Consider the following 20,254-nt stretch of genomic DNA (forward strand, 5'->3'; position numbering starts at 1 on the left):
GTGATTGGCCGAAAATTAATCCAATAGACTTATAAATCAATCTATCGACTTCTTATATAAGTAATTTACACCGTTTATTCATAGAAAAAAAGATCTAATTACCTAAAAAATGGTTTATTTTGTGTCCAAACATTGACTAAACTTTAAACTTTTTTTGACAGCTAATAGGATTTATTTACCATGACCCATGGAGAAAGCACGCCGATCAATAAAAAAACACCCTTTGAAGGGTGTCCAATACCTGTCACAAAATCGGTATCTTTTGCCTATATCCATTTTTCACCCAATATACCGCTCTACTATGTTCTCAGCATGGGGCAGATAGCTGCAGCCAAACGAATTCAAATGCAAATAGACGTAAAAAAGCTGATAAAGCGGCCATATTTCCCGGTCCAGCGGCTCGCCTGAAGCTTCTTCATAAGCGCGGTAAAACCGATCCGTAAAACCGCCGAATAAAGCGGTCATCGCCAGATCCATCCGGCAGTCGCCATACAGAACAGCCGGATCGATGAGATATGGAGAGCCGCCTTCCCCCGCTATCCAGTTGCCTCCCCACAGATCACCGTGCAGAACAGATGCGCGGGGGCGATCCGGGAGCCAGCGGCCGATCGATTCAGCGAGACGGATATGACGTTTGGCCTGCCGGCCGCTTAAAAACCCTTTGTCCTGCGCAACCGCAATCTGCGGCAGCAGCCTTTTGTCCCGATAGTAATCATGCCAGCTCGCATACTTGCCGTTTTCCTGCTTGAATGTGCCGATATAATTGTCATACGACAGCCCGTAATAAGGTTTTTCCGCATGATGCATGGCCGCGAGCCGTCTTCCCAACTCTTCTTCCGTTTTGTCCGACCGAACGCTTTTGATATATGATAGTACGAGAAAACGCTCCAAATCCTTCTGGCTGTTATAAGCCAGAACCTCCGGCACCAACACCGCCTCTGTTTTGCCAAGTTCATGCAGCCCCATGGCTTCTTTTTCGAAAAAGTCGGCAGGCACTCCTTCGTTTAACTTGATAAACAGATGAGCTTCGTCTGTTTCTACGAGAAACGCCCGGTTGATGTCGCCTCCTCCCGCTTCCTTCACCTGTTTGATGAAGCGGCCCACTCCGGCTGATGTGACTGCTTTTTCAATGGTTGTTTTGACATCCATACTGTCACCCCCACTCACTTTATAACAAACCTTATGCGGAAATGAAAAGAGTTCGGCAGGTGAAGGGTTTCTGAGATGTTTACATGTTTTATAGATTGTTGTTCACATAAAAGTCATTTATATTTGTGAAATATTTCACAATATCCTGCTATACTTAAGTCGTACTCAAAAGACTTCTTAGTAAATACTTGGTGGTGGTAAACATGGAAACTAAATCGCTGATTCGCGTAGAAGAGCTTGCTTTGAAAAAATACGGAATATTCGAACAAAGCCGTCTTCATTATCTTCTTCGTTCTATACTGGCAAGCATGTTCATCGGATTCGGCGTGATCGTAGCATTTAAAACAGGGAACCTTTTTTATCTTGAGGGGTCTCCGTTCACATATCCAATTGCAGCGGTCACATTCGGGGGAGCCATTATATTGATTGTCTATGGCGGGGGAGATTTATTCACGGGAAACACGTTTTATTATACATTTGCAGCGCTTCGCAAAAAAATGCGCTGGACTGATGTCATCAAGATGTGGATCTTCAGCTATGCGGGAAACTTAATGGGCGCCGTCCTATTCGCAACCATCATCTTTGCAAGCGGCCTATTGAAAGATTCGTCTTCCACCGGCTTCTTGCTGAGCGTTGCCGAGCATAAAATGAATACGCCAGCCATCGAATTGTTTTTTAAAGCGATTCTTTGCAACTGGCTCGTCTGTCTGGCGTTCTTTGTGCCGATGTCACAAAAGGGCGACGGGGCGAAAATGTTCTCCATGATGCTGTTTGTTTTTACTTTCTTTATTTCCGGATACGAACACAGCATTGCCAACATGGCCACTTTTGCCGTCGCCTTGGTGACAGACCATCCTGAAACGATTTCCCTGGCCGGTGCCGTCCACAATATCATTCCGGTTACATTGGGAAATTTGGTCGGCGGAGCATTTATGATGGGGTTCATGTATAACTATGCGAACAAACCGGAAGCAAACGGCGAAGAAATCATCAAAAAACCGCACTGATAAATGATCATGAAACCGAGCCTTCATTCATAAAATCAGGTGACATTAAAATGGGAGGTTCGCGGACATGCAGCATTTTCAAACGATTTGCCGGCAGTTCGGACAAATTTTAAATGGAGAACCGCACGTCGAAAACGGCGTTTGCTCCGTCAGTATCAACCGGCACTTAAATATCAGAGTTCAGGGGAGGCCGAGCAGGGGAGTCGGGATGGAGGAAGTCATGTTCGAAGCGCTTGATCAAAACGGCATCGCCCTCAACATGGCGGAAATCGCGATTTTGCCGAAAGAAATCCCGGTTTTCACAAAAAAGCTGACCGATCAGGGCCTGATCATCAGCGCGTTGCATAACCATTGGCTGTTCACTGAACCGAATCTGTTATACATCCATTTTCAGTCAGTGGAATCGCCGTTAACATTTGCAAGAAAAACAGCTGCCGCTTTATCTGTTTTACAATAAAACGGCAGCTGTTTGTTTTCTTTATTCATTCATTTTTCCCATCGCAGAAAGCGCGACTCTCTCCACCGCTTCAGCGACGATTTCATGAACGTCGGGATTCAGCGGATCTGGCACAAGGTCGCCTTGTTTTGTACAGGATGCAATCGCCTCTGCTGCTGCGACCAGCATCGGATGGCTGATCGATTCCGCCCCTGCGTTCAACACGCCTCTGAAAATGCCCGGGAATCCAAGGACATTGTTGACGGACCGGCCGTCAGCGGCGTAGGCTGCACCCGCCTCAAGCGCATCTTCAGGCTCAATCTCCGGTTTCGGATTGGAAAGAGCCAAAATCACCTGGCCTTCACGAACCCATTGTTTCTTGATCAAACCTGGAACACCGGTAGTGGCGATGACGATGTCACAGCTTTCCATCAGCTCTTCAATGCTTTCAGCCGCGTGTCCCCCGTAATTTTCCAAACGGGCCATCGCTTCCAATGATTTATCCGTTCCGACAACCCGTTTGACACCGTAAGCCATGAACATCCGACAGATGGCAACCCCAGCTGCTCCGAGCCCGATTTGGCCGACATGCGCCTGCTTTAAGTCGACGCCGGCGCTTTTAGCGGCTGAAATCGCCGCCGCCAGCGTGACCACAGCGGTGCCGTGCTGGTCGTCATGCATCACCGGGATGTTCAAATTGTTTTTCAAGCGCTCTTCGATTTCAAAACAATGCGGAGAACCGATGTCTTCAAGGAGAATCCCGCTAAATCCGGGCGAAATGTTTTGAACTGTCCGCACAATGTCGTCAGGATCTTTCGTATCGAGCAAAATCGGTACACCGCTAATGCCCGCCAGCTGGTCAAATAGAGCGGCTTTCCCTTCCATAACAGGCATTCCGGCAACCGGGCCGATATCGCCGAGGCCGAGGATGGCCGTTCCGTCCGTCACGATCGCCACCGAATTGCCGATTCCTGTATAGATGTTTGCTTTTTGCGGCTCTTCCTTTATAAGCTCGCAGACGTTTGCCACCCCTGGAGTGTAGACCCTTCTCAAGTCCGCCAATGAGTGAATCGGCATCTTGCTCTTCATGCCGATTTTCCCGCCTTCGTGTGCGGCAAGGACATCATCTGAAACGGTATGAAGATGGATGCCTTCTTTTAAATTGCGAATTACGTCAAGAATCTCCGTCAGCTGCTCTTCATGCTCAACCTGAACGGTGATGTTGCGCATCGTATAATTCGGCCCGACCTTGATCGTTTCAACTTCTCCAATATCGCCGCCGGCAAGGCCGATGGCCGTTGTCACCTTTCCAAGGTTTCCGGGTGCCGAAGGGATCTCCAGCATCAAATTCCGAATAATGTTATTGCCATTCATAACTGAAATACCTCCAATGATTGATTAAAGATCAGCTACCCCGCAGGTGAATCTTTTTTGTCCGTATACCAAATGAATTTCCCTGTATAGCCGTACAGAATCGCAAGTCCGATGGAAACGAAGCTCAGCCACATAAACGGCAGATAGGAGAACGTCGATACGCCGAGAATCCCGGCCATATAAATTCCGTTATCTGACCACGGCACCATTCCCGATGTCATGGTCCCCCCGACCTCCGCGTTTCTTGACAGCACCCTGCGGTCGATATGCAGCTTGTCATAACTTTTTTCCATGATTTTCGGTGTCAAGATGAGGGAAACGTACATCGCACAGCCAAATACATTTGCCAGGAAAGCGACAATGATCGTTGAAAATGTCACATTTCCGGCTGATGTCAGCTTTTTCTGGAACTTCGACACAATCACTTGTAAAACGCCTAAATGTTCAAGCAAACCGCCAAAACCGAGTCCAAGAATAATGACAACGACAGAGCCGAGCATCCCTTCGATTCCGCCGCGGTTTAAAAGCTTGTCCAAAAAGTCGATGCCGGTATCGATTGAAAACCCGCTGTAAGCTGTGCCGATCGCAGCGGAAAAATTCATGTCTTGGAATACCGCGGCCCAGATGGCGCCTAATAGAGCACCGATCGCAATCGTCGGCACCGACGGCTTTTTCATCGCCAATAGAACAATGACAACGATGGCCGGAATGAGCATCCAAATGTGAATATCAAATGTGTTCTGCAGTGATGCTTTCAAATATTCTACTTTAGCCAAGTCGACATTTTTCGTTCCGTAAATAAATCCGGTAATCGTAAACAGCACCGCCGTGATGATATAGGCGGGAATGGATAAAAACAGCATCGCTCTGACATGTCTGATGACCTCGACCTTTGATAAAGACGAAGCAAGCACTGTGCTGTCGGAAAGAGGCGATAATTTATCTCCAAAATAAGCGCCGGACAAAACAGCGCCGGCAACAAGCGGAAGCGGCAGTCCCAGTCCTTCCCCGATCGCCATCATGGCGATTCCGGCCGTACCGACGGTTCCCCAGGATGTCCCTGTTGCAACAGACGTAATCGAACAAATGATGAGCGTGGCGAGCAGGAAAATGCTCGGGTGGATAAATTCAAGTCCGTAATAAATCAACGTCGGCACAACCCCTCCGGCTATCCATGTGCCGATCAGAGCGCCGACGGCTATCAGGATGAGTATCGCTTCAAGTCCATTGGATATCCCGGTTGTAATCGATTTTTGCAAATCCTCATAACGGTGCCCGAGGCGAAATCCGAGCAAAATCACTAAAAACCATGAAATGAATAATGCCAGCTGAATAGGCAAATCAAACTTAACTGTAAACGAACATACTATGGCTAAAAACGCGCCTAATACACAAATAATTTCCAGCATAGACGGCAACCGTGTATTTTTCATCCTGAGATCCCCCTTATCAATTGAAACGCTTTCAAAGAAAAATACATAAAAATAGCGATTTAGTTCAAGTTTTACATAAAAATTTAACTAACACAGCCCAGTATACCATGAAAAAGGCCAGGACCGTAACCCTTTACACTGCTCTCATTCGTTTTACAAGAAAAGCGAAAACACTCTGTATTTCTATCCCGGTATAAGCTTTAGAGTGTTTTCGCCTGTCGTTAGTTAATCACGATTCAAAAGTTCCGCACCGGCAATACCCGGTTTTGTCATTTCAAAAGGATTTAAAATCAAATCGAGCTCTTCCTCTGTCAATACATCATTTTGCAGGCATAAATCGCGGACCGATTGACCTGTCAGAATCGCTTCTCTCGCAATTCTGGCGGCCGCTTCATATCCGAGGTGCGGGTTGACGGCCGTAATAACGCCGGCGCTTTTTTCAACATAGGCTTTCAACCGTTTTTCATTCGCTTCAATGCCTGTCACACAATGATCCGTAAAGGAACGGAATCCGTTGTTCATGATGCTGATCGATTGAAGAAGGTTAAACACGAGCACAGGCTCCATCACATTCAGTTCGAGCTGGCCTGCTTCAGAAGCGAGGCAGATCGTATGGTCGTTCCCAATGACTTGGAAGGCGATTTGGTTAATCAGCTCAGCCATGACAGGATTGACTTTTCCCGGCATAATCGACGAGCCCGGCTGTCTTGCCGGAAGGGAAATCTCAGCCAGTCCTGCGCGCGGACCAGATGCCATTAATCTCAGGTCATTGGCGATTTTGGACATATTCATCATGCAGACTTTCAATGCCGCTGATACTTCCGTATATGCGTCCGTATTTTGCGTCGCATCGACAAGGTGGTCAGCGCCGACAAGCGGAAGTCCGCTGATGTCCGCCAAATATTTGACGACATGTTCAATATAGCGGGGATCTGCATTCAGCCCGGTTCCCACTGCGGTAGCGCCCATATTAACCTCGTACAGATGCTGGCGCGACTGTTTAATCCGCTTGATGTCGCGTTCGATCACGCGGCAGTACGCTTCGAATTCCTGGCCGAGGCGAATCGGAACCGCATCTTGGAGATGGGTGCGCCCCATTTTGATGACATGGTCAAAGTCGCGCGCTTTTTTCTTAAAGGCGTCAAGCATGTAATCCATCGTATCGAGCAGCTTTTCCAGAAGCTTGAGCGTCGAAATGTGAATGGCCGTCGGGAATACGTCGTTTGTCGATTGCGACATGTTGACGTGCGTATTCGGACTTAAGTGAATATATTCCCCTTTCCCGTGGCCGAGCAGTTCAAGCGCGCGGTTGCCGATGACTTCATTCGCATTCATGTTCATTGAAGTTCCGGCGCCGCCCTGGATTGGGTCGACGATAAATTGATCATGCAGCTTGCCGTCGATAATCTCGTCTGCCGCTTGAACAATCGCTTCACCGAGGCCTTTATAAAGGCGCTTTGTTTCCATGTTCGCGAGCGCGGCCGCTTTTTTCACAACAGCCAATGCTTTGATCATTTCTTCGTGAATTTTGTAGCCTGTGATCGGGAAATTCTCCGCTGCCCGCAATGTTTGAATACCGTAGTAGACATCGGCCGGAATGCTTTTTTCTCCGAGAAAATCTTTTTCCGTCCGGTATGTCATTTCAGCTTTCATTTGCTAACCCTGCTTTCTTTTTTAAATGATGATATCGTCTGAAATCGGTGTCTCCATGATTTTCTTCACTTCACCGGGATCCCCGGTTTGCCCTAAGGCCCACATGAGTTTCGGCACGATTGCTTCGGTGTTCATGTTTCTTGAACGGATAATGGCATCCTGGTTTACCTTTCGGCCAACCTCGTAAATGCTCATATCTTCTCCTTCTTCAAGGCATTGCGTCGTAATGGCGACGACGATTCCGGAATCGATCAGCTCGTTCACTTTTTCCAGAATGTTTCTTTTTTCAAATGGAATACCGCCGCTGCCGTAGCTTTCAATCACAATACCTTTATATGAATCTTTCAGACAATCCAAAAACTCGGGCTTTAAGCCGGGGTGCAATTTTAAAAGACACACATCAGTATTTAAGGAAGTATCAATCTTCAATGTGCCAGGCTTTGCCTCAGGCGCCCGCTTGTTGTACTCGATTTCCTTGTCATGGATGAAAGCGATATAAGGATAGTTGATACTTTCAAAAGCATCATAGCTTTTCGTTCTCAATTTGATCGCTCTCGTTCCCAAAATGACACGTCCATCAAAGACGACGTACACTCCGCCGATCCCGTCGCAGGCAAAGCGGACCGCGTCTTTAATATTTTTCTTTGCGTCCGTCTTCTTAAATGTAATCGGAACCTGGGAACCCGTAATCACAACAGGCTTGTCAACATTCTGCAGCATGTATGAAAGCGCTGCCGATGTATAGGCCATCGTATCTGTGCCATGGGTGATCACAAACCCGTCATAGCGGCTGTAATTTTCATAAACCGCTTCCGCCATTTGCACCCAGTGTTCAGGCTGCATATTTGTACTGTCTATATCCATTAAAGATTGGCAATCTATCGTATAATTTGAGTAGTCATCAGATAAATAGCTGAGAAGCTCTTCCGCTTTAACCCCCGGTGCCAGTCCATTTTCTCCTTCTACTGAAGCAATGGTCCCGCCGGTGGTCAAGAGCAGTAACTTTTTCATGTGCAACACCTCTTTAAGAAGTCAATTTATTCAGTCTAAAGCACGATCAGAAAATCAATGGCGGTCTGCATGTAAGCGCTGTATACGCTTTTTGCGTACCTTTAATGCAATTATAGTCTTCAAATGTGAAATAATCAAGAAAGTTTATTCATTACGCGTACACTTTTCCTGATATTATGCTATAATCACTTTGAATCAAAAGGAGCGTAAAATATGAATTTAGATCGATTAACAACACTGAGAAAAAGTAAAAAATGGTCATTGCAATATACTGCCGACCTTCTCGGGATTGCAAAAAGCACTTATGCGGGCTATGAATCAGGCTATCGCCGCCCTTCTTTAGAGGCGCTGATCGAAATCGCTGATTTATTCAACACCTCAACCGATTATTTGCTTGGCAGAGTTGACGATCCGCGGAATGGGAAGGATAAAAGTGATGCCATTGAGTTGACCGAATGGGGCAAGCACAAGCTTGCGATCGACGGGACGCTTCTTTCTGAAGAAGACATCAAACAGATGGCGGCGTTTATCAAGGTTAAAAAACAATTTGACAGCAATTCTAAAAGTTAAATATAGAACGAAAAAACTTGACTGGCAGGGAGGCCAATCAAGTTTTTTTATGACTAGACATATAAAAATTTTACACAAACCGCTTCCGGAGCCGGGACATTAGATTGCAAAAGCGTCAGTCTCCCCGTTTTTTCATCTCTTGCAAACAATGTCAGTGTTCCTGTTTCCTGATTGGCAGCGATCAAAAACTGTTCGGATGGATCAAGCGCAAAGTCCCGCGGCCATTCCCCTTCAGTTGAGACGTGTTCAACAAGGGTAAGCTCGCCCGAATGTTCGTTGACGCTGAAGACGGCAACACTGTCGTGTCCGCGATTTGAAGCGTATACAAATTTGCCGTCCTTTGTGACGTGGATGGCGCCGCCCTGGCTCGCACCGTCAAAGCCTTCCGGCAATGCCGAAATCACTTGAATCTCCCTGAATTCACCCAAATCAGGGTTGTATTCCAACACGATGACTTCATTGCTCAGCTCCGTTAATACATATGCATACTTTTCCTGCGGGTGGAACTCGATATGTCTCGGCCCTGAGCCCGGTGCAGCAGCGTGTTTTTTCACTTCTTCAAGCCGGCCCTCTTTCAATTGATACGTGATGATAAGGTCCGTTCCGAGATCGACCGCCACTGCATATTTCTGATCAGGCGTAAATCCGGAATAATGGGTGTGTGCTTTTTCCTGTCTCTCATGCGGTCCTGATCCCTCATGATGCACCTCTGATGAAGGTGCAAGCAGACCGCGGTTCTCATTTAAAGGATAAGAGATGATCGTCCCGCTGTGGTAATTGGCGGAAAGAACATAGCGATTGTCCTGATCGACACTGACATGACAAGGTGACGGCCCTTCTTCCGTTTGCCCGTTGATGAAGGTCAGCTCACCGGTGGAGCCATCAATCCGATACGCGGCAACTCCGCCCTTGTCTCCGTCTTTCGCAACCGCATACAGCATTTCATTGTCTTTGGCGATATTCAAATATGTCGGACTGCCTAACTTTGCAGCGAGCTTCGGCGTCGTTAACGCTTTGTTCTCCGTATCAAGCTCGAATGTATAAATCCCTTCGCTGTCTGCTTTTGTATACGTTCCGATATAACCTCTGTACTTCGGCATCTTGATCCTCTCCTTTTTATACAGTCGTCCATTCCTATTTTAACTTACTGAAGCTGAATAATCATGATCTGGTATATAAAAACCTTAGACGCTCATATGAAAAAACCTTTTTATGATATTCTTAACATAAAAGGCTTTGACATCCGCTTATATCATGGAATCGCTCTCGTCCGGCAGCGGAGAAGTGAAAAATACCGATTTGAAAACGTTGTAACGACTCATTTTGCCACTGTACTTGAAATGTATCTCCATGAAAATTCCCTCTCTAAAAGACTTGCGGGGTAAAATGGATAAAGTCATATTATCTATGTAAGACTATTTTTTACAAAATTGCGAAACTTTCCAGCCTGCTAATCGTATAAAAACAAAAGTTATATATTATGAAGGGGGTTTTTATATGCTAGTTGGAATAATTGGTTTTATCTTGGTGATATTCTTCCTCTACGCCGCCATGGCGCCGTCCGACGGAAACAACAGCGGCTCTTCAACTTTCTTTGTCGGGGGTCCTGATTCATCCGGAGACGGCGGCGGTGATTGCGGTGGCGGCGGCGATGGTGGCGGCGGCTGTTAAAACCTGCCGGCCGCCTTTCTCCTGCTCCTGCTCGGATTCTTAGGCTGGATGCAGCTCTTGCTGCAATCAGCGGCCAATTCCCTTCATAATTTGTTCACCATCTACTCCAAAAACATTCTAGTCAATTCAGTTGTTTAACCCGACTTCCGATTGGGAATGATGTTAGGACAACAGCTCCCCACTCTTCAACCGATACAAAAGTCATAAAAATTCGATTCCGATACAAAATATATAAAACTTTGCACCCGCTTGTTCGATATTAAAAGAAGACATTCATGACAAGGAGGGGTTTTTCCAGATGATTTTTTTACTGGTTTTATTCGCTCTGTTTATTTTGTATTCATTCTTTTTTGACAAGAGCAACAAAAGACCGTATAACAAAGCGGCCGTGAAAAGCGAAACATTGGTCCGCCAGCCAGCAGCGCCGACCGGATGTTTGAGGGTAATCGAAACCGCACCAGGGCAGACGGAAAACCGCCGAACCTCTGAAGGTATGCGCCCGAATCTGCGGCTTATCATCAACCCGACGCACCAAAGCGATAAAAAATAAGGAAAGCGGCATTGGTGAATGCCCTTTCCTATTGTCTGCTGTGTTCTATCATTCTTCCAAACGCTTCCGGCGACATGCCCGGCGCGATGCGGACCCTGTGCAGCGCATACATCCCCTGATCCCTTCGAGCCGCACCCGGCTCTGTCGTCACCGCCATTTGATAGCCCGCTTTTTCAGCCTGTTTGAGCGTCTCGGCGTTATAGCGGCCGACCGGATAACTCAGCATAATTGTGTTTTGCTTGAGCATACCGTCAAACAATGTTTTGGAACGCGTCATTTCGCTCAGCTGCTGCTCCGGCGCCAGTCCGTTCAGTTCGACATGATTGATCGTGTGGCTTTCGATGGCAATACCGTGCCCGGCCATTTCTTTCATTTGGGCTTCGGTCAAATGATTCTTTCTGCCGATCGATTTGCCGATCATAAAAACCGTCGCCTTCATCTCATATTCTTTTAGAATCGGGTATGCTTTTTCAAAGTTATCTGTATAGCCGTCGTCGAACGTAATCAGCACGCATTTTTCACTCGGCATTTTATCCTGTGTTAAGACAATATAGGCTTCTTCGGGCGTCAGCGTGTAATAGCCGTTATCCTTGAGCCATTTCATATGTCCGCGAAATTCCGTCTCCGGCACCCGCAGGCTGTTTCCCGATGAGATGCTGTGATACATGAGAATCGGAATGCGGGCCGGTCCGTCTACTTTGATCCAATCGGCTGTATCAATGGACGCTGGGTTTTGCTGAGAATCCTTTTCAGATCGCTCCGGCGCCTGCTGCGCCGCTTTTGATATTGCCTTTTCTTCCCCTTTTGCTTCATGGCTGGAACACCCGTAAAGCGCTCCCGTCAACATAAACAACATGAGGATCAGCTTCGTTTTTTTCACTCTTCTTTCCTGCTTTCGGTTTAACTTTTTTTGCTTTCTTAATATCGGCCGGACGCCAGGGTGTTTTGAGCATTCACGCAAACCATGCCTGATAGAGTCTCTCGATCCCTTCCTCGATGTCTTGTTCAGAAAGTCCTCCAAATCCCGCCATCACGATGGAAGAGGGGCTCTCACGTGGATCGATCCAAAAGTCTGAGACGGGATAAACTTTTACATCATGCTTTTCCGCTTTACCAATGAGGTCCTTTATATCCCGTCTGATTTCCATTAAAATATGGAGTCCCGCTTTTTCTCCGATGATGTTGACCTCATTGCCGAAATGCTTTTCGATCGCTGAAATCAATGTTTGATGCTTCTCCTGGTACACTTTTTTCATTTTGCGAATGTGCCTTTCAAAAAACCCTTCTTTCATAAACAAATACATCGCTTTTTGAATCATCGGTGAGGAAGATTGACTGTAGCGGCCTAATCTTTCGCGGAATCGCTCTGTCAGCTTCTGCGGCAGAACGATATAACTTAATCTGGCCGCCGGTAAAAAGCATTTGGAAAATGTCCCTAGATAAATGACATGATCTTTTGTATCAAGCGCTTTTAAAGATGGAATAGGCTGACCCCGATAGCGAAATTCACTGTCATAGTCATCTTCAATAATGTAGGCATCATTTTGGTCAGCCCACTTCAGCAATCTCAATCGTTTTTGAATCGGCAGCACCATCCCATATGGAAACTGATGGGATGGCGTAATGTAGGCGAGCTTCGCCCTGCTCTTCTTGAGCTGCGACAAATCGATTCCATCCGCTTCAAGCCCGATTGGATGGGTGGCGTATCCATGGTTCAGAAAAACGGAGCGGACACCGTCATACCCGGGATTTTCAACCGCAACCATCCGCCCGTTGGAGGAGAGCAGCTGACAAAGCAGGCTGACCGCGGACTGCGTCCCTGAACAGACCACGATTTGCTCAGAGGAACAGCGGACGCCTCTTGCTTGAAATAAATGCTTGGCCAATTCTGCCCGGAGACCTTTGTCGCCTTGACGATCACCGTACAGAAACAAATCCGGACTCTCACTGTTCATCGCATCTTGCAGACACTTCTTCCATGTTTTGAGCGGAAAATGGTCCAAATCGATATCGCCATACTGAAAATCATATTGCACAGAAGGTTCTTCCTCGCGTTTTTGCCGTACAGGATATGTAAAGCGGCGAGTCGGAAAAAGCGGTTTTTCCAGCGGGAGCACTTTGATGCCGCTTCTTGGCCTGCTCTCTGTATACCCTTCTGCAGTCAGCTGCTGATAGGCGCTCTCAACGGTATTTTTGCTGATATGTAAATGCCGGGATAAATAGCGGATAGACGGCAGAACCGTGCCGGGAGGGATCCCGCCCTCTTCAATCTCCTTTTTAATATATTGATAGAGCTGAATATAAAGCGGTGTCCTCACTGTTTTGTCTAGTAAAGGCGTTAATTCTATCATCATCTGACCTCATCAAGTTTTCTTCTATTGTCTCTTTTTAAAGGGACAATAACAACCTACAATCATATCATAACACCTAAAAAGGAGCGTGACCGCTATGCACCATTCCATCCGCCAGCAGCAGCGGGCCTGCACAGATTCAGAAAAAATCGGCCGGTTTTTAAGCGAAGCCCAAACCGGATACCTCGGCTTGGCCGCTCAAGGGACACCCTATGTCATCCCTTTGAACTTCGTTTGGAAAAACGGACAGATTTACTTTCACGGAGCATCAGAAGGGCGAAAGATTGAGATGCTGCACGAAAATCCAAACGTATGCTTCACGGTCAGTGAACAATATGGAACAATGGTTCACCCGGTTCCCGCAAAAACAGATACCGCATATATGAGCGTCATACTTTTTGGCACAGCGTCAATCATCACTGATTTAGATGAAGCAACATCTGCCATGCAGACTCTTCTTGACAAATATGTACCGGGATACTACAGTTCTTCGCTGCAAAAAGTCCATGTAGAAAAGTACCGGTCGTCTCTAGGCAGCAAAACCGTTGTTTTCAAAATCGCGCCGGATACGATCACCGCAAAAGAAAACGCGCTGAAGCAAAACATGACATTTGAACAGGGGCGGACCGTAAAAGAAGATCGATGACAAAAAAGACCCTAAAGGCTTATGCTGAAGGGTCTTTTTAAAATTGTCAGGCAGAAACCCCGCCTGATTTTTCACCCGAGAAATTTCAATCCCGCCGTATATCGCTTTCGCTTCTTTTTTGTCCAGCAAACGAGCGCCAGTCTTTCCTCCGGATGCTTCTCATCAATTGAAATCAAAACATTCCCGTCGATTTCAAGCGGGACGTCGGCTTCGATTTGACAGCCTGACACACTGATATCCTTGATCACAATTTGATGCGGATTTTGCTCTGAGGCCGCGGGATAAAGGAGCGTCCCCATTCCTTGAAAAGCTTCGCGGACATACTTTCTTTTGAATGATTCCGGGCTCTTTTCCGTTTTCATCAAAAAGCGCACAGCCGTTGACAATGTGTCAGCCCGTTTTCCCGGTCGGCTTTTTTCGCATTTTCCGCCTGAAACATATAGCCGATCAGCTTGACATACAGGTCGCGCTCCATCTCTTTGAACCTCAGTCCAATTTCGATTTCGTTTCCTATCTTCGTCGTCCAGATCACCTGTACCGGCAATTTCCCGACACCGTCAATCATAAGGCCGTCCACTTGATAATACATATCCGCATCTGCTGAATAAGGCAGGCTGATACGGGCACCCGTGTCGCTGATATCCTTCAATTCACATTGATGGATTTGCTCTGAAGCGGTTGTTGAAAAGGATTCCGTTTGGTTGATGCTGAAACGCTCAGAGCTGCGGAACCTCGGCCTGTCAAAAGCGACGAGCAAAGCGAGAACGAGCCCCGCCATATTATAAAGAACCCAAAATAAATTGTATGATGTCACATTGATGTCAAATGTATGAAGGACGACATAATCGTAAAGCGTTTTGCCGAGAGCCGCCAACGTCATGCCAAGCAGCACGGCGCACGGATAGGCTGTCATATATTTAAATTTGCGCCGGTCGGTATTGACTCCCTTAGGCGTCACTTTAAAATCAAACCGTTTTTTGAAGATAAATTCGGACAAAGCCGACATCGCCATATGCGGCGCCATCGATGTATCATAAATATGGCTCCAGCTCATGCTGCGCTGCCTGTCGGAAATGACCTTAAATGAAAGATAAGACCCCAAAAACGCCGGCAGCCAAAACGTAGTGATCGCCCAGAGATCTGTCTTTAAGCTATGAATCCCAAACAGCAAAAACAATAAAGGCGCTAAAATATACACCATTTTAAAGACACCGAAAAACCAAAAGAGGATGCCGTCAAAATACAGAATCCGCTGCATCGGTGTGAGGCCTTTTAAAAATAAAGGATTCCACTTCTTTCCGCACTGAATATTTCCTCTGCACCAGCGGTCGCGCTGTTTCAGAAGATCGGTCCAGGTTTCGGGTGCAAGACCGACCGCCAGCACTTCTTTGACAAACACAGACTTGTATTTCGTTTGCAACAGCATTCCCGTCGCCATATCTTCCGTAATCACTCCGGTTGCAAAACCGCCGATCTCCTCTAAAGCACTTCTTCGGAACACGGTGTTGCTGCCGACATACATAACAGCATTAAAACGGTCCTTTCCGGCCTGGAGCCTTCTCATGAAAAAGTCCTGCTCATTTGGAATATTCGCGCCTGAAAACAGGTTGTATTGATATGGATCTTCATTATAGAAGGCTTGGGGTGTTTGTACAAAAGCGACCTTTTTCTTTTTAAAATAGCCGACGGTCTTTTGCAAAAACGCAGGCAGCGGCACCATATCGGCATCCATTGTCACAATCAGTTCGCCATTTGAACAGCTCATGGCGTGATTCAGATTTCCCGCCTTGGCATGCTCATTGTTTTTTCTCGTCAAATAATGAACGCCGAACTCTTCAGCGAGCTTGCGAATATCCGCTCGCTTGCCGTCGTCGCAAAGATAAATATTGACAAGCTCTTGAGGATAATCGAGATTCAGACATCCTGCCACCGATTTTTTCAAAACATGCCGCTCTTCGTTATACGTCGCAATTAAAATATCAACGGTCGGCCATTGCTCCTGATCATCAAGCGGTTCTGGCGCCCGCTTTTTTTCCTTCCACATGAGCGTATAAAAGATCAATAGCTGCACAAAGCCGATGCATTCGGTTGCAACGAGGATCACACCCATGGCCACATCGAGCGGGCCGGAACTTGGAAGGGTAAAACCGAACCGCCAAACAATATAAACGGCGTTTGTGATCAGACACATGATAATCAGCGGCTTTTTAAAACGCGGACTTGCCAGGCAGCCTAAAAAGCCGACCAAGAGCAAGACAACCGTTACCAGAGGGTAGTAGTGTAATATGTATTCCATGTTTTTCTCCTATGACAATTTTTATGGCAGAGAAAAAACCCCGTTGAGGCAGGGTCTTTTACCAACATATCCATAATTTTTTCACACTCGAATATATTACCACTTTTCAATCTCAATTTCCTTATAAAATACTATTTTTTTAATTCTTTGTGATGATAACACAATATTTTATGAAACTATAGACCCTTTTACAAACGATTCTATCGTATTGCTTTTTCATTTATTTGATGTATATTCCATTTCAATTAAAACAACAGCATCCCTTGCTACGTTTTCAGCCGCATCTGAACCATTGGTCGCAGAAGCCTCTGCTAATCGGGGATGGCCAGCCGTCTGTTGAAACGGTCTTCTTCAAGGTGAAAAGGTCTTCCCGCCTAAATGTTTGATTTATTTTTGACGAAATAACAGCCGTTTTGTGTCCATTCCCCTTCCAAAATCAGGGTTTTGAGGATCCGAGCCTATTTAAATCAGCTCTCGGCTACCGAAAAGCTGCCTTTTGTATGATCAAGACAAGCAAAGGCGGACACTTTAAAATCAACAGGCAACCGGTAGGTCTTCTTGCATGGTTGTCTGAATTTTGACTTTTTTAGTATACTTAATTTAGTTAAATAACACAGCAAAGGGATTTTTTAAGAATGGGGGAAAGAATGATGGAAGCAAAATCAGAAGTTCAACATATTCCGATTCAACAGCCAAAAGAAAAAGATGAAAACTTTTTTGCCAAAGCGATGCATCTGAAAATCGGCATTATTCCGCTGCCTGTCTATCTACTGCTACTCGCTCTGATCGTCACCTTCGTTTATATGCATGACCTTAAAAGCGACATTTTGACTGCGATTGCTGTTACGGGGTTTTTCGGCTTTACATTCGCACAAATCGGCAAGTCGATTCCGTTCATCCGTTCTGTTGGCGGGGCCGCGATTCTCGCCACATTTATACCTTCGGCGATCGTCTATTATCACTTGATTCCAGAGGATATCATTAAATCAACAACTGAATTTACAGAAAACTCAAACTTCCTTTATCTATTCATTGCAGCGATTGTTGTCGGCAGTATTTTAGGAATGAAAAGAGAAACCTTGATCAAAGCATTTCTTAAAATATTCATCCCGCTGATTGCCGGGTCGATCGCTGCGGGGGCAGTCGGTTTATTGGTCGGCACATTGCTCGGCCTGGGGTTTCAGCACACATTGCTTTATATTGTGATTCCAATCATGGCCGGAGGTGTCGGCGAAGGGGCGATCCCGCTGTCCATCGGCTATTCTGAGATTATGCCGATGTCCCAGGGAGAAGCCTTTGCATTGGTCATCCCTTCCATTATGTTTGGGAGCTTAAGTGCTGTTATTTTATCAGGCGTTTTAAATGTTGTCGGAAAGAAAAGACCGGAATGGACGGGCAATGGTAAGGTGGACCGCTCGGAAACCGATGATACGCTCCCGCTTGAGAGCCGGGATAAGGAAAAAGAAAGCGTGTTTAACCTGTCTCATTTTGCTTCCGGCGGGATATTGGCTGTTTCACTGTATTTGGTCGGCATGCTTTCCCATGATTTATTCGGATTCCCTGCTCCTGTGATGATGCTTTTATTGGCCGTAGCCGTTAAACTGTTCCGTCTGGCACCGGCACATTTAGAAAACGGAGCCTACAGTGTGTCACGCTTTTTTTCAACTGCTGTCACCTATCCGCTGCTGTTTGCCATCGGTGTCTCCATGACACCTTGGGACAAGCTGATCGCCGCGTTCAACATTGCCAACATCATCACGATCGTCTCTGTTGTCGTCACAATGATGGCCGTCGGCTTTTTGACCGGAAAATGGCTCAACATGTACCCGATCGAAACCGCCATCATCAACGCCTGCCATTCCGGCCAGGGAGGCACCGGCGACATCGCCATTCTCAGTGCGGCTGAGCGCCTTGAGCTGATGCCGTTTGCCCAAGTATCCACAAGGATCGGCGGAGCGATCACCGTCACGCTTACATTGCTGTTATTGGCCCAGTTTTATTGAATAACCAAGCCTGCAGATATACTGCAGGCTGTTTTTTCTTACCTGCGTATTTTTTTCGGAACATAGTCCGGGTAATCTGTTACGATTCCATCCACTCCAGCCTTGATAAGCGGGGGAACTTCGTGGCGGGAACGGATGGTCCAAGGCGTAATCTTCATGCCGAGCGCATGAATCCGTGAAACAAGGGTCGGATCAACGGCCACATTGATTAAATTGGCATTGACATAGTCGGCATACCCGGAAAAGTCCTTCAGCTTTTCATTTGTCAGGTCTGTGACCTTTGAAGTCAAAACACCTGTCGGGACGGCCGGAAGCAGTTCATGCATTTTCCGTACGGAATTGAAGTTAAATGATTGAACGATCACTTGATCGTGTTTCGGCTTATCCATGCGCCGTTCTTTTAGAGCTGCGGCGATTTTTTCCTCTATGCCCGGATAGAGGGCAGGCTCCTTTAATTCAATGAGCATGCCGATTTTTCCTTTATACCGGTCAAGGACTTCTTCAAACGTCGGAATGCGTTCACCGGTGAACTGCGGTCCGAAATAGCTCCCCGCATCAAGCTTGCGCAGCTCGGCAAGCGTCAGATCCTTTACAGCGACCGGCTCCTCTGAATCAATGTCTGTCGTGCGGTTTACCGTCGTATCATGGATGACGACAAGCTCCCCGTCCTTTGACATCTGCACATCCAATTCGATATAATCGGATTTCATTTTGTACGCTAAATCAAAAGCGGCCACCGTGTTTTCAGGCGCATATCCGGAAGCCCCCCTGTGCGCAATGACATCCACTTTGTGAGGTTTCCCCTCCTGCTCTGCCGCGGCCGCATTTGGCGCAAACAGCAGTAAACCGAAGGACGCTCCAATCAATGAAGACAACACCGATTTTTTTAGACCTGCTGACATATGACCCACTCCCCTTTTTCTGTTGACTTGCCGTTCGCTATAAAAGTATAGCTTCTGACTGTAAACATTATGTTTCAACAGTCTTGAATTTTCATAAAATCAAAAAAGATTCCCTCATTTGAGGGAATCAGCGTTCACAGGCGATTTTATCCTTGTCGCGGTCAAGCCTTTTATTCGCGTCATACAGCGCTTTGGATACATAAGGCTTGTACTTCGTTTTACCGCCTTTGTTTTTTACCGATTTAGCGCGGGCAACACCGCCTTTATACGCCTTATTCAGCGCCTTGCAATTTTTATATGTTTTCACTTTTGTTTTCGCTTCCGCGGTGTCCCCGGTACTGCAGGAAAAACCGATGGCGAGACCGATGGAAAGGAAAACAGCAAACCATTTTTTCATTTTATATACCCCCTCATGTTTATGAAATCTTTTTCATCATATGCCATTTCATTCCTTTCGGCAAGAAAAATATGACATCTTGTTCAAATCAAAAAACCGGCGCCCGCCGGTTCAAGTTTTATATTCGAGCTCACAGGTTTTTTTTAAAACAGAGCCGATTTCATAAGCAAGCTCTTTCGGATGGATGCACCATTTGTCTTCAATTGGATGCTTCCAATCGTCATCTTTAATCAGTTTAAGCGCATAATGGCCTGCCGGATCGGTTTCCGGAAACCATTCTACATCTAATAACAGATTTTTTTCACGACATTTTAGCTGGAGCAGATCCTGCTTGAAATGGGACTGCCACAGCTTGCTGTCAGAAGCTAATTCATCCGGATTGATATCTGTTAAGCCATGGCGCAAAACCGCCCAGCCGGTCGGGATGCGCAGCCTCAGCAAATCGCCTGGATTCCCCTGATCGCCATCCTCTTTCAAAATGACCTTCTCCAATCGTTCGACCAGCTCGTCGTACGGAATATCTAAAATCTCGCCTGCCCGCTTTCCGCAGGCGTCGATCAGCCTGATGGCATATCGCTTCCCTCCGTCATGATCGACTTGTACGATTTCACGGCTTTCTTCCTGTTCAAGGAGCAGCAATTTTTGACGGCGGTCGCGAATGGGCTTTTGATATAAATGATTTTCGATAACCTTCCAGCCCTCTTGGATTTTCAATGGATGCAATTTAAAAAAGTAATGGAATCTCGTCAATCGTCTCACTTCCCATATCATAAATAGACTAGTCCGTCCTCTTAAATACCAGCCT

At 46.5% G+C, this 20,254-nt stretch carries 20 protein-coding genes; 7 read left to right on the forward strand and 13 right to left on the reverse strand.

The window, feature by feature from the left end; translation table 11 throughout:
* Window positions 1-279: 279 nt before the first annotated feature.
* A complete protein-coding gene (locus P3X63_RS21360; RefSeq protein ID WP_026589258.1) occupies window positions 280-1,149 on the reverse strand; it encodes a fructosamine kinase family protein in 870 nt (289 codons plus the stop codon).
* 203 nt (window positions 1,150-1,352) lie between these two features.
* On the opposite strand from P3X63_RS21360, the gene P3X63_RS21365 reads away from it, so the two are divergent.
* On the forward strand, window positions 1,353-2,156 hold the full coding sequence (locus tag P3X63_RS21365; protein WP_026589259.1) for a formate/nitrite transporter family protein: 804 nt from the start codon (window positions 1,353-1,355) through the stop codon (window positions 2,154-2,156).
* A gap of 67 nt (window positions 2,157-2,223) precedes the next feature.
* Window positions 2,224-2,613, forward strand: coding sequence for a DUF1259 domain-containing protein (locus P3X63_RS21370; RefSeq protein ID WP_026589260.1), 390 nt, complete (start codon window positions 2,224-2,226; stop codon window positions 2,611-2,613).
* 21 nt (window positions 2,614-2,634) lie between these two features.
* On the opposite strand, the gene P3X63_RS21375 is transcribed toward P3X63_RS21370, so the two are convergent.
* The 4 genes from P3X63_RS21375 to P3X63_RS21390 form a co-directional block, all read right to left on the reverse strand.
* Window positions 2,635-3,966, reverse strand: coding sequence for an NAD-dependent malic enzyme (locus P3X63_RS21375; RefSeq protein ID WP_026589261.1), 1,332 nt, complete (start codon window positions 3,964-3,966; stop codon window positions 2,635-2,637).
* 35 nt (window positions 3,967-4,001) lie between these two features.
* The gene (nhaC, locus tag P3X63_RS21380) at window positions 4,002-5,399 is read right to left on the reverse strand and encodes a Na+/H+ antiporter NhaC (protein WP_026589262.1); all 1,398 of its coding nucleotides are present in this window, start codon (window positions 5,397-5,399) and stop codon (window positions 4,002-4,004) included.
* Window positions 5,400-5,624: 225 nt separating this feature from the next.
* The gene (gene aspA, locus P3X63_RS21385; protein ID WP_026589263.1) at window positions 5,625-7,052 is read right to left on the reverse strand and encodes an aspartate ammonia-lyase; all 1,428 of its coding nucleotides are present in this window, start codon (window positions 7,050-7,052) and stop codon (window positions 5,625-5,627) included.
* Window positions 7,053-7,073: 21 nt separating this feature from the next.
* A complete protein-coding gene (locus tag P3X63_RS21390) occupies window positions 7,074-8,063 on the reverse strand; it encodes an asparaginase (RefSeq protein ID WP_026589264.1) in 990 nt (329 codons plus the stop codon).
* Window positions 8,064-8,276: 213 nt separating this feature from the next.
* On the opposite strand from P3X63_RS21390, the gene P3X63_RS21395 reads away from it, so the two are divergent.
* Window positions 8,277-8,633, forward strand: coding sequence for a helix-turn-helix domain-containing protein (locus tag P3X63_RS21395; protein ID WP_026589265.1), 357 nt, complete (start codon window positions 8,277-8,279; stop codon window positions 8,631-8,633).
* A gap of 53 nt (window positions 8,634-8,686) precedes the next feature.
* Here P3X63_RS21395 and P3X63_RS21400 read toward each other — a convergent pair whose 3' ends face one another.
* A complete protein-coding gene (locus tag P3X63_RS21400) occupies window positions 8,687-9,733 on the reverse strand; it encodes a lactonase family protein (RefSeq protein ID WP_026589266.1) in 1,047 nt (348 codons plus the stop codon).
* 397 nt (window positions 9,734-10,130) lie between these two features.
* On the opposite strand from P3X63_RS21400, the gene P3X63_RS21405 reads away from it, so the two are divergent.
* Window positions 10,131-10,304, forward strand: a complete 174-nt coding sequence (locus P3X63_RS21405; protein ID WP_179115679.1) for a hypothetical protein — start codon at window positions 10,131-10,133, stop codon at window positions 10,302-10,304.
* Window positions 10,305-10,602: 298 nt separating this feature from the next.
* Entirely contained in the window at window positions 10,603-10,854 is a 252-nt protein-coding gene (locus P3X63_RS21410; RefSeq protein ID WP_026589268.1) for a hypothetical protein, read from the forward strand.
* 28 nt (window positions 10,855-10,882) lie between these two features.
* Here P3X63_RS21410 and P3X63_RS21415 read toward each other — a convergent pair whose 3' ends face one another.
* Entirely contained in the window at window positions 10,883-11,710 is an 828-nt protein-coding gene (locus tag P3X63_RS21415) for a polysaccharide deacetylase family protein (protein WP_051290463.1), read from the reverse strand.
* Window positions 11,711-11,807: 97 nt separating this feature from the next.
* Window positions 11,808-13,208 (reverse strand): MocR-like pyridoxine biosynthesis transcription factor PdxR, encoded by a 1,401-nt coding sequence (gene pdxR / locus P3X63_RS21420; RefSeq protein WP_347176584.1) that lies wholly within the window; start codon window positions 13,206-13,208, stop codon window positions 11,808-11,810.
* Between the two features lie 94 nt (window positions 13,209-13,302).
* On the opposite strand from pdxR, the gene P3X63_RS21425 reads away from it, so the two are divergent.
* On the forward strand, window positions 13,303-13,851 hold the full coding sequence (locus P3X63_RS21425; RefSeq protein WP_026589271.1) for a pyridoxamine 5'-phosphate oxidase family protein: 549 nt from the start codon (window positions 13,303-13,305) through the stop codon (window positions 13,849-13,851).
* Window positions 13,852-13,922: 71 nt separating this feature from the next.
* Here the strand turns inward: P3X63_RS21425 and P3X63_RS21430 are convergent, their stop codons facing one another.
* On the reverse strand, window positions 13,923-14,213 hold the full coding sequence (locus P3X63_RS21430) for a PilZ domain-containing protein (RefSeq protein WP_277691974.1): 291 nt from the start codon (window positions 14,211-14,213) through the stop codon (window positions 13,923-13,925).
* Window positions 14,213-16,147, reverse strand: coding sequence for a glycosyltransferase (locus tag P3X63_RS21435; RefSeq protein ID WP_277691975.1), 1,935 nt, complete (start codon window positions 16,145-16,147; stop codon window positions 14,213-14,215). Before P3X63_RS21435 ends, P3X63_RS21430 begins: the two co-directional genes overlap by 1 nt.
* Window positions 16,148-16,797: 650 nt before the next feature.
* Here P3X63_RS21435 and cimH point away from each other — a divergent pair.
* On the forward strand, window positions 16,798-18,150 hold the full coding sequence (gene cimH, locus P3X63_RS21440; RefSeq protein WP_481748583.1) for a citrate/malate transporter CimH: 1,353 nt from the start codon (window positions 16,798-16,800) through the stop codon (window positions 18,148-18,150).
* 38 nt (window positions 18,151-18,188) lie between these two features.
* Here cimH and P3X63_RS21445 read toward each other — a convergent pair whose 3' ends face one another.
* From P3X63_RS21445 to P3X63_RS21455, 3 genes are all read right to left on the reverse strand, one after another.
* Window positions 18,189-19,052 (reverse strand): glycerophosphodiester phosphodiesterase, encoded by an 864-nt coding sequence (locus tag P3X63_RS21445; protein ID WP_077735974.1) that lies wholly within the window; start codon window positions 19,050-19,052, stop codon window positions 18,189-18,191.
* A 127-nt stretch (window positions 19,053-19,179) separates the two neighbouring features.
* Window positions 19,180-19,449, reverse strand: a complete 270-nt coding sequence (locus P3X63_RS21450; protein ID WP_026589275.1) for an excalibur calcium-binding domain-containing protein — start codon at window positions 19,447-19,449, stop codon at window positions 19,180-19,182.
* A 111-nt stretch (window positions 19,450-19,560) separates the two neighbouring features.
* Window positions 19,561-20,208, reverse strand: coding sequence for a hypothetical protein (locus P3X63_RS21455; protein ID WP_256860320.1), 648 nt, complete (start codon window positions 20,206-20,208; stop codon window positions 19,561-19,563).
* Window positions 20,209-20,254: the final 46 nt, after the last annotated feature.

The organism is Bacillus sp. HSf4, assembly GCF_029537375.1.
Classification (GTDB): domain Bacteria; phylum Bacillota; class Bacilli; order Bacillales; family Bacillaceae; genus Bacillus; species Bacillus sonorensis_A.